At 62.5% G+C, this 9,354-nt stretch carries 10 protein-coding genes (1 of these 10 cut by a window edge); 2 read left to right on the top strand and 8 right to left on the bottom strand.

Annotated features, from left to right (window positions below; all coding sequences use genetic code 11):
• A partial coding sequence (locus EOC06_RS18945) for an FAD-dependent oxidoreductase (protein WP_164898648.1) occupies nucleotides 1-732 on the bottom strand: 732 nt, incomplete at its 3' end.
• A complete protein-coding gene (locus EOC06_RS18940; RefSeq protein WP_023809876.1) occupies nucleotides 729-1,190 on the bottom strand; it encodes a membrane protein in 462 nt (153 codons plus the stop codon). The genes EOC06_RS18940 and EOC06_RS18945, both read right to left, overlap by 4 nt.
• 141 nt (nucleotides 1,191-1,331) lie before the next feature.
• On the opposite strand from EOC06_RS18940, the gene EOC06_RS18935 reads away from it, so the two are divergent.
• Nucleotides 1,332-1,889, top strand: a complete 558-nt coding sequence (locus tag EOC06_RS18935; protein WP_128308495.1) for a sugar O-acetyltransferase — start codon at nucleotides 1,332-1,334, stop codon at nucleotides 1,887-1,889.
• Nucleotides 1,890-1,893: 4 nt separating this feature from the next.
• Here the strand turns inward: EOC06_RS18935 and EOC06_RS18930 are convergent, their stop codons facing one another.
• Entirely contained in the window at nucleotides 1,894-2,886 is a 993-nt protein-coding gene (locus EOC06_RS18930; protein WP_128308494.1) for a GlxA family transcriptional regulator, read from the bottom strand.
• Nucleotides 2,887-3,013: 127 nt separating this feature from the next.
• Between EOC06_RS18930 and EOC06_RS18925 the strand changes: the two genes are divergently transcribed.
• Complete coding sequence (locus tag EOC06_RS18925) at nucleotides 3,014-3,658, top strand: cysteine hydrolase family protein (RefSeq protein WP_128308493.1); 645 nt, start codon at nucleotides 3,014-3,016, stop codon at nucleotides 3,656-3,658.
• A gap of 66 nt (nucleotides 3,659-3,724) precedes the next feature.
• On the opposite strand, the gene EOC06_RS18920 is transcribed toward EOC06_RS18925, so the two are convergent.
• The 5 genes from EOC06_RS18920 to EOC06_RS18900 all read right to left on the bottom strand — a co-directional run.
• Complete coding sequence (locus EOC06_RS18920; RefSeq protein ID WP_127321325.1) at nucleotides 3,725-5,404, bottom strand: formate--tetrahydrofolate ligase; 1,680 nt, start codon at nucleotides 5,402-5,404, stop codon at nucleotides 3,725-3,727.
• A 313-nt stretch (nucleotides 5,405-5,717) separates the two neighbouring features.
• Entirely contained in the window at nucleotides 5,718-6,842 is a 1,125-nt protein-coding gene (locus EOC06_RS18915; protein ID WP_127321324.1) for a DUF2333 family protein, read from the bottom strand.
• Nucleotides 6,843-6,947: 105 nt separating this feature from the next.
• Entirely contained in the window at nucleotides 6,948-8,252 is a 1,305-nt protein-coding gene (locus EOC06_RS18910; RefSeq protein ID WP_128308492.1) for a DUF6638 family protein, read from the bottom strand.
• A gap of 67 nt (nucleotides 8,253-8,319) precedes the next feature.
• Complete coding sequence (locus EOC06_RS18905; RefSeq protein ID WP_127302072.1) at nucleotides 8,320-8,730, bottom strand: endonuclease domain-containing protein; 411 nt, start codon at nucleotides 8,728-8,730, stop codon at nucleotides 8,320-8,322.
• Between the two features lie 69 nt (nucleotides 8,731-8,799).
• Nucleotides 8,800-9,354, bottom strand: the 3' portion of a protein-coding gene (locus EOC06_RS18900; RefSeq protein WP_128308491.1) for an ATP-binding protein. The gene runs 1,362 nt beyond the window's last position; the window shows 555 of its 1,917 coding nt (coding positions 1,363-1,917); its start codon lies beyond the right edge, outside the window — the gene reads right to left on this strand; it ends in the stop codon at nucleotides 8,800-8,802.

Genomic DNA, 9,354 nt, shown 5'->3' with positions numbered 1-9,354 from the left:
GTCCTGGCCCTGTCTGGCGAAAGCGATGTCGTCGGCGCCGACATGGACCGTGATGCCCTCGTGTTCGAGGATCGACAGGATGGCGGCGGAGACATCCTCGTCCTCGCGGCCGGTCAGGCGTGGGCTCTTCTCGATGACGGTAACTTCGCTACCGAAGCGGCGGAACATCTGTGCGAATTCGAGCGAGATGTAGCTGCCGCCGACGACGATGAGATGGCGCGGCAGCACGTCGAGATCCATCATCGAGGAATTGGTCAGATAGTCGATGTCGTGGATGCCGGGCAGGTCTGGGACCGAGGCTCGGCCGCCGGTGTTGAGGAAGATCTTTTCGGCGGTCAGCAGATCGTCGCCGACGCGCACCGTGTTGGCGGATTCGAAACGCGCATGGCCGCGATAGAGGGTGCATTTGTCCATGCCGGCAATCCAGGTCTCGAGATTGGTGCGGGCTTCGATCGTCACCTTGTCCTTGCGCGCCTTGATCCTGGCATAGTCGACCCCGACGGGGCCACTGAGCGTCACGCCGTAGTCGGCGGCGCGGCGCGCCAGATGCGCGGCATAGGCACTGGCGACCATGGTCTTGGTCGGCATGCAGCCGGTGTTGACGCAAGTGCCGCCGACCAGCTTGCGCTCGATCAGCGCCACGCTCATGCCGGCGGCCGTCAGCCGGCCGGCCAGCGGAGGGCCAGCCTGTCCGGCACCGATGATGATGGCGTCGAAGGTTTTCGTCGTCATGCCACCGCCGCTACGATCAGCAGGCCGCCGATGATCGCCACCGCATCCTCGATGAAGGCGGCGGGCGGATCCTTGCCGAAGGCGGCCGCCAGCCGGCCGCGAGCTTCAGCGCCGCCCAGCGTGCCGATGACAGCGCCGATGGCGCCGGCAATCAAGCCGCCGATGGTGGCGCCGCCTGTCGCGCCGATCACCGCGCCGGTGAAGGCGCCCATGACGATGCGGGCGCCGAATTGCTGCGGCACTTTACGGCTCGGCGTCGACGGCAACTGGTCGGTGACCAGTTCGACGATGGCCAGGATGGTGAAGATGCCGACAGCCGCCCAGTGACTCATGAAGCTCGCCCAGGTGCCGGCAACCGGCAGCCAGCCGAGATAAGCGCCCCAGGCAACGGCAGCCGGCGCCGTCATGGCGCGAAGACCGGCAATGACGCCGATCAGAAGTGCGAGAATGTAGAGCATGGTCGATCCCCCTCGATCACCGGGCCAGGACGGCCTTGAGACGCAGGCTACCATAGGTCCAATATTTGACCAGTACTTGCATCGGCGCTTTTCTGTTGGCCGCACTTGTGCTTTTGAAGGACGTGAACTGGAGACCGCGTCATGGCCGAAAGCGAGCGCGTGAAGATGGCGGCCGGCGAATGGTATACCTGCCTCGATGATGAGCTGGAGTCCTTGCGTGTGGTAGCGCGTGACGCGGTGTTCGAGCACAATTGCCTGCCGCCGCGGCAGCGCGGCAATCTCGGGTCGGGCTTGAAAGCTTTACTCGGCGACGCCGGCGAGGGTGCCCGCATCGAGGCGCCGTTTCACTGCGCCTATGGTTTCAACATCTTTCTCGGCGACGGCGTCTTTCTCAATGCCGGCTGCACCATCCTCGACACAGCGAGCGTGCGCATCGGCAAGGGAACGCTGCTCGGTCCCAATGTGCAGATCTACTGCGCCGAGCATCACAAGGAGGTCGCTGGGCGGCAAGCTGGACTGGAGATCGCCAGGCCGGTCGAGATCGGCGCCAATGCGTGGATCGGCGGCTCAGCCGTCATCCTTGGCGGCGTCAGCATCGGTGAAGGTGCCATCGTCGGCGCCGGCGCGGTGGTGACGCGCGACGTGGCTGCGAACACCACGGTGGTCGGCAATCCGGCGCGCTCAGTCAAGCGGGTTTGAACGATCAGGACGACAGCACCACGCGTTCGTCCCGATCAGCCCTTCTGGAGAATTCGCGCCGATACTGCGCCGGCGATGTTCTGAGCCTTGCGGCGAAATGCTGGCGCAGCGAGGTGGCGCTGCCGAAGCCGGCTTCGAACGCCACCAGGTCCATCGATTTCTCCGTTGCCTCCAGCAGCCTTTGAGCCAGTTCTATCCGTTGGCTGGTCAGCCAATCGCCGAAACTGGTGCCGATCGATTTTTGGAAGCGGCGGGTAAAGGTGCGCCGGGTCAGGCCGGCGGCCTCGGCGACGCTATCCAGGCTATGAGTCTCTCCGAGCGCCGCGCGAACCGCGTCGAGGGCCTGGGTGAACCGGTCGGCGTCCGCGCTTCTTTCCACCGGATGCTCGATGAATTGCGCCTGCCCGCCCTGCCGATGCGGAGAAAGGACGATCTGGCGGGCGAGCCGCAGTGCCGCTTCCGCGCCGTAGCGGGCGCGCACGATGTGGAGACAGCAGTCCAGACCGGCGGCGACGCCGGCCGAGGTCACGATGTCACCATTGTCGACATAGAGCACCGAGGCATCGACGGCGACGTCGGGGTGGAGTTTCTGCAACTGTTCGGAATAGGCCCAGTGCGTCGCGGCACGACGGCCCGAAAGCAGCCCGGCCGCGGCAATGGCGAAGGTTCCAAGGCACAGGCCGACGATCAAGGCGCCGCGTTGGTGCGCCCGGCGCAACGCCTCCATCAGCGGCGGCGATGCCGGTTCGCCGAGATGATGCCAGCTTGGAATGATGACGATATCGGCGCCGTCGAGCCCTTCTTCGAGCCCATGCGGCGCGGCAATTGTCAGTCCGGCCTCGGTGTGGATCGGGCCGGGCTTGACCGCGCAGATGCGGAAGTCGAAGCGCGGCAGGCCCAGCGCCGTCCTGTCCTCTGCGAAGACCAGGCACGGTACGGAAAGATGGAACGGGCTGATGCCGTCGAAGGCGAGTACGGCAATGATCGGGTCGGTCATGGGTGCTTCCGGCAGTTGAATGCGGATTGTCCCAATTCTTTCGAATGATGTCAGTCGGGCCACTTTCGACTGTCGCGGAGTCCGCCTATTTTCGGTCCATCACATTCAAGCCGGAAAGGAAAACACCATGTCTGACCCAGCCAACACCACGCCACGCCGGGCGCTGATCGTCGTCGATGTGCAGAACGATTATGATGGCGGCAGTCTTGCCATCCAGCATCCGCCGTTCCGCGACAGCGTCGTCCATGTGGCGCGGGCGATGGATGCAGCGACTGCTGCCGGCATCAAGGTGGTGGTCGTCAAGCAGATGGCGCCCGAGACATCGCCGATCTTCGCCAGGGGAAGCCATGGCGGCGAACTGCATCCCGAAATCGCCAGGCGTGGGCGCGACCATTATGTCGAAAAGAACCTGCCCTCCGCCTTCACCGGCACCGACCTCGAGGACTGGCTGCGCGCCAACGCCATCGATACGATCACGGTGGTCAGCTACATGACGCACAATTGCGACCTGTCGACCATCATCCACGCCGTGCATATGGGCTTTGCCGTCGAGTTCCTGTCGGATGCGACCGGATCGGTGCCTTACGCCAACAGCGCCGGCTACGCCTCGGCCGAGGAGATCCACCGCGTGGTCACGATCATCCTGCAGTCGCGCTTTGCCGCCGTGCTCAAGACCGCCGAATGGGTCGAGTGCCTGAAGACCGGCGCGCTGCCGGAACGCGACACCATCTTCGGCTCCAACCAGCGGGCGCTGTCACGCAGCGCCGCGTAGGGACTATCTGAAAACAGAAAGGGCGCCGCATCGCTGCGGCGCCCTTTCTGTTCGAATAGAAGGATTCTAGAACAGGCCTTCGATCTGGCCCATCTCGTTGAGGAAGATCTTTTCCGAGGACGGCGCCCTCGGTAGGCCGGGCATGGTCATGACCTCGCCGCAGATGATGACGACGAAGCCCGCACCTGCCGAAAGCCTGACCTCGCGCACCGGCACCGTGTGGCCGGTCGGCGCGCCGCGCAGGTTCGGGTCGGTCGAGAACGAGTACTGCGTCTTGGCCATGCACACCGGCAGGTGGCCGTATCCGGCGTCTTCCCAGGCCTTGAGCTGGTCGCGCACCGACTTGTCGGCGATCGCTTCCGAGCCGCGATAGATACGCTGGACGATGGTGTTGATCTTCTCGAACAGCGGCATCGCATCGGGATAGAGCGGCGCGAACTGCGAAGCACCGGATTCGGCCAGTGCCACCACCTTGTTGGCGAGATCCTCGATGCCGGCCGAGCCGTGCGCCCAGTGCTTGCACAGGATCGCCTCTTCGCCCATTGAGGCGACATAGTCCTTCATCGCCTGGATTTCGGCGTCGGTGTCGGAGTAGAAGTGGTTGATCGCAACCACCGCCGGCACGCCGAACTGGCGGATATTCTCGATGTGGCGGCCGAGGTTGGCGCAGCCCTTCTTCACCGCCTCGACGTTCTCCTTGCCGAGGTCTTCCTTCTTGACGCCGCCATTCATCTTCATGGCGCGCACGGTGGCGACAATGACGGCCGCCGCCGGCTTGAGGCCTGCCTTGCGGCACTTGATGTCGAAGAACTTTTCAGCACCCAGGTCGGCGCCGAAGCCGGCTTCGGTGACGACGTAGTCGGCGAGCTTGAGCGCCGTCGTGGTGGCGACGACCGAGTTGCAGCCATGCGCGATGTTGGCGAACGGGCCGCCATGCACGAAGGCCGGGTTGTTCTCCAGCGTCTGCACCAGGTTAGGCTGCATGGCGTCCTTGAGCAACACGGCCATGGCGCCGTCGGCCTTGAGGTCGCGGGCATAGACGGCCGACTTGTCGCGGCGATAGGCGACGATGATGTCGCCGAGGCGCTTTTCCAGGTCCTTCAGATCGGTCGACAGGCACAGGATGGCCATGACCTCCGAGGCGACGGTGATGTCGAAACCGCCCTCGCGCGGGAAGCCGTTGGCGACGCCGCCGAGCGAGCAGATGATTTCGCGCAGCGCGCGGTCGTTCATGTCCATGACGCGGCGCCAGACGACGCGGCGGGTGTCGATGCCGAGCTCATTGCCCCAGTAGATGTGGTTGTCGATCAGCGCCGAAAGCAGATTGTGCGCCGTGGTGATGGCGTGGAAGTCGCCGGTGAAGTGGAGGTTCATGTCCTCCATCGGCACGACCTGCGCGTAGCCGCCGCCGGCGGCACCGCCCTTGACGCCGAAATTCGGGCCGAGCGAGGCCTCGCGGATGCAGACGATCGCCTTCTTGCCGATGCGGTTCAGGCCGTCGCCAAGGCCGACCGTGGTCGTGGTCTTGCCTTCGCCGGCCGGCGTCGGGTTGATGGCGGTTACGAGGATCAGCTTGCCGTCCTTGTTGCCCTTCACCGACTTGATGAATTCGGCTGATATCTTGGCCTTGTCGTGGCCGTAGGGCAGCAGGTGTTCGGTCGGAATGCCGATCTTCTGGCCGATCTCCTGGATCTGCTTTTTCCTGGCGCCGCGCGCGATCTCGATGTCGGACTTCACTTCGGCCATGACGGCTTTCCTCTGGATTGGACGGTGGAGGGGACGGGTTTGATCTTACTGGCAAACAGGTTGGAACCGGGCGCGGGCATGTTCTAACCCTGTCGCTGCCACGGCGTCAACTTGTATGCAACTATGTTTCCTCTGGAGAAAGTTCCTCTGCGGACCGGCCGACCTGTCGTCGGTTCTTCCCGGCTCCGTTGCCGCGCCGTATAGAAGCCAGAGGACGCGCCGTTCCGCCGTCTCAAAACAGCCGCACAATGCACGGAATGCGACAGAGGCGACGGCGCAAATTCGCCATCGCCTGGTCCCTAATGGAACAGCGCTACTGCGTCAGAACGTTGCTGATTTCGACCATGTTGGAGCGCACCCTGAGCACATAGAAGCCCATCGTCGTCAGATGCGTCGGCAACAGCCAGCCATCCTCGCGGCCATTGGCGATGATGAAGGGCTGGATGCGCAGCGCCGAAACGAACTGCGAGTCCATCGTGTCCCACAGGTTCTGCAGATGCTTTTCCTTGATGACGTCCTCGAAGTCGGCCTGGGCTCCCTTCATCAGGCCGTAATAGCCGTAGAGCTGGCCATAGGCGAACCAGTAGCGGTCGTCGGCGCGGAAGTCGAACCAGCCATTGTTGTGGTTCTCGGCGCGTTCCTTGAGGATCGCCGAGGTCGAGCCGATGTCGGACGAGATGCGGTCGATATACTGTTTCAGATTGTCGGCGCGGGCGTCGAATGTCGCCTGGCAGGTGGCAAGGCGGGCGTTGAAGGAACGCAGCATGCGCACGGCGTCGCGATAGTAGCTTGGCGTCGGCGTCTTGGGGCCGAAGGGGTTCAGGCCGAAATACCAGGTCTCTTCGTCGAACTGAAGGTTGCCGCGGGCATTCTGCAGATCGCTGTCGATCTGCGAGGTGGTGCGGACGCGGCCGAGATTGTCGGCAAGTTCGGTCGCCGTGCGCCGCACCGCCTGGTTGATGCCGCGCTGGAAGGAGGCCTTGTTGTCCATCCACGGCGTGTGGTCCCAGTCGATGCCGAACAGGCCCAGCTTGTAGAGGATCATCGACGAGATCCAGGCATTCTGGTTGACGTTGAAGTCGGTCAGGTCAGCGGCGATCTGGGCTATACCAGAGTTGCCGCAGGTCTTGGCGGTGTCCGTGCCGGCGCCGGCGGCGACCTGTTCGCCGGCGGAGACATTGCGCTTCTCGAAGGTGTATGTGTCGGGATAGTTCGGGTTGAAATTGTTCCACCACTGGGTGGCGTAGAAGAAATTGGCATAGAGGCCGATCAGCACCAGCAGAGCGAGGCCGACCGCCGCCTTGAGGATCCAGCCGCGCTGCGTATACCAGCGTCCGGCCCACAGGAAGGGCCACAGGATGACGCCGATCAGGAGGCCGATGCCGCGGCCGATCCACTGGAAAATACGGGTGAAGAAATTCACGATCGGATCGAGCATGGCTGTGTCACCCCCTCAAAGCATGATGCCAAAAAGTTGCAGACTTTTTGGATAACATCATGCGCCAAAACAAGAAGTTAGAACGAAATAACGGTTCATTTCGTTCTAGTCAGTCAGGCCGTAGAGGCGTGTGCGAAACGCCACCTTGTCCTTCAAATATGTGGTTTTGAGAACGTCCACAACATGCGATCGCCAGGCATCGCTGAAGCCGTCATAGTCCTTGTAGAAGCCGTCCTTGTTGAAGATGTAGCGCGAGACGAAGTCCGACGGTACGAAATCCGAGATCAGCCGGTTGGTCAGCCAGGCGTCGGGGTGGTCTGGCTTGGCGCGGATCACCAGGAAACGCTGCTGCGGGAAGACATCCTCGATCTTCAGGTGGCCGAGCTGGGCGATCTCGCGCTTGGCGGCGTTGAGGAAAGGGAAATTGCCGTCCCTGGTGATCAGGTCGGCATGGCTCTGGATCCAGGTCTGCAGCCAGACCTTGTCGACATTGGTCAAGTTGCGGTTCGGCTCGGCGTCGCGGATCAGCGCGCGCACCACCATCTCGGCGCGGTGCTCGAGATAGCCCGAGGCCTCGACCCAGGAGGCACGCGGCAGCTCGATGCGGCCGGTGGTGGCGAGGAACTTGAACACCTTGTCGGCGTCGTTGATCGAGAGATAGCTGACCTGCCACGGCCGCGAGCGGCGAAAACCGGGGGCGGCCGGATCGCTGATCACCGTCGTCACATCCGGATCGACGAACACGTAGAGGCCGCCGAAATGGCTGGTCCAGTAGGCGTTGTGTCGGAAGATCACCTGGTCGGGTACCAGCGCGTTCTCGCGGATGTCGCCGCAGATCTTGGCGAGCTCGACCATGCGGGTCAGCATGGCGTTGTCGCGCCAGGCATCTGGCTCCTGCTTCAGCCGGTCGACGAGCTTGCCGAGTTCGGCTGCCTTGCCCAGCACATCCTCGGCCGACAGCACCTTGAATTCGACCTGACTGATCGACAGCAAGTCCTCGATGTCGTTGACCTTGGGAATGGAATCCTCGATCTCGCCGTAGATGACGTCTTTGATCGTCAGCGCATCGATGGCGCGCCGGTTCCTGGACATGAACTCGAACATCAGTTGCGAGGTGTTGGAGAAGGCGGTGTGCACCACCGGCAGGTCAATCTGCGACGGCGTCAGGATGATGAAACGGCGGTTGACCTCATTGGGATCGAGATAGTCATAATCATCGCATTCCTCGGCCACTTCGGGCGAGAAGCCGGTGCGGTCGATCTGGAAGCTCTTCAGTTTCGTCGGCTTCAAGCCGAACGCGGCCAGCGCCTTGTTGTAGCGCTGGATGAGGTGCGGCTCGTCGACCGTCAACAGCCGGCCATAGATCAGCTCGTTGTCGCGCAGGAGATCGGGTTTCTTGGCGGGGCTCATCTTCTCTTCTCCCCGTTTACGGGGAGAAGGTGCCCGAAGGGCGGATGAGGGGCGGCGCAGACGCTCATCATCTTTCCTCCGACGTTGAAGCTGGCAAAAACTTCACATCGACAGCAATCATTTTCCGATCGAGTCGACCATCCAGCGCAGCAACAATCGTATCCAGCACGCTCTTACGGCTCGTCAAAACATCAGCGTGCCAAACCCTCAACACCGACCAGCCGTTCCTGTTCATCGTCTCATCCCTGTATCGATCGTGGGGCCGATTTGCATGCTGACTTCCATCGACTTCCACAACCAGATTAGCCTCACGGCAGGCGAAGTCTGCGAAATATGGGCCGACCGGGAGCTGACGGACAAACTTGTGGCCATTCAGCCGCCTTCCACGCACTTCGTGCCACAGCCATTCCTCGGCATCATTCTCGACTTTCCGAAGCTGCCGGGCCCTTGCTACCTTTGGCTCATTACTGCCTCGCACAGCGCTGCCCCTCATCCGCCCTTCGGGCACCTTCTCCCCGTGAACGGGGAGAAGGAAGAGGTGCCAGGCTCACGCATTCCATAGCCCCTTTTTCTTCATCTCCTCCATCTCGCGCGCGGCTCGCTCGCGCAGGCGGGCGTCGCGCAGCAGCTTTTGCACGGCGGAGTCGTCGGACTTGTCGGAATAGCGGAACTCCGAGTCGGCATAGCGGTTGATCTCCTGCATGACCATGTCCATCGAGAACGGCCCGCGCAGTTCCTCGATCATCGCTTTCTTCTCGTCGTAGCCCTTGTGAATGAAGACTTCCGGCTTCTCGAACCAGTCGTCGGGAAGCTCGATGTCCATGGCGCGCATCTTGATAGCGTCGGTGACGTTCTTGATGGCGCGGCCGGTGAAGCGGGGCTCGGCATCCTTGATCAGGTGCAGATAGGTGCCGATGTCGGCCATCGATTTCGGTGCGCCGTTCTCCTTCATGTAGCGTTCGTAGACCTTCACCAGCCCGTCTTCTTGCGGCTTCTCGTGCTCCTCATAGGCTTCGGTCACGGCGCGCTGGATTTCCTGCGCGGCGTAGAGATCGTGGTCGCCGAGCGGGATCTTGTGGTTTTTTCCCGCCAGCAGTACAAA

The organism is Mesorhizobium sp. M7A.F.Ca.MR.362.00.0.0 (assembly GCF_004023175.1).
In the GTDB taxonomy this organism is placed as follows: domain Bacteria; phylum Pseudomonadota; class Alphaproteobacteria; order Rhizobiales; family Rhizobiaceae; genus Mesorhizobium.
The sequence above is the reverse complement of the archived record's forward strand: the minus strand, read 5'-3'. Positions and strand labels throughout refer to the sequence as shown.

Bases quoted from the DNA above. Each gene is read 5' to 3' on its own strand.
- EOC06_RS18940 (WP_023809876.1), bottom strand. From the start codon at position 1,190: ATGCTCTACATTCTCGCACTTCTGATCGGCGTCATTGCCGGTCTTCGC.
- EOC06_RS18935 (WP_128308495.1), top strand. From the start codon at position 1,332: ATGGCCGAAAGCGAGCGCGTGAAGATGGCGGCCGGCGAATGGTATACC.
- EOC06_RS18930 (WP_128308494.1), bottom strand. From the start codon at position 2,886: ATGACCGACCCGATCATTGCCGTACTCGCCTTCGACGGCATCAGCCCG.
- EOC06_RS18925 (WP_128308493.1), top strand. From the start codon at position 3,014: ATGTCTGACCCAGCCAACACCACGCCACGCCGGGCGCTGATCGTCGTC.
- EOC06_RS18920 (WP_127321325.1), bottom strand. From the start codon at position 5,404: ATGGCCGAAGTGAAGTCCGACATCGAGATCGCGCGCGGCGCCAGGAAA.
- EOC06_RS18915 (WP_127321324.1), bottom strand. From the start codon at position 6,842: ATGCTCGATCCGATCGTGAATTTCTTCACCCGTATTTTCCAGTGGATC.
- EOC06_RS18910 (WP_128308492.1), bottom strand. From the start codon at position 8,252: ATGAGCCCCGCCAAGAAACCCGATCTCCTGCGCGACAACGAGCTGATC.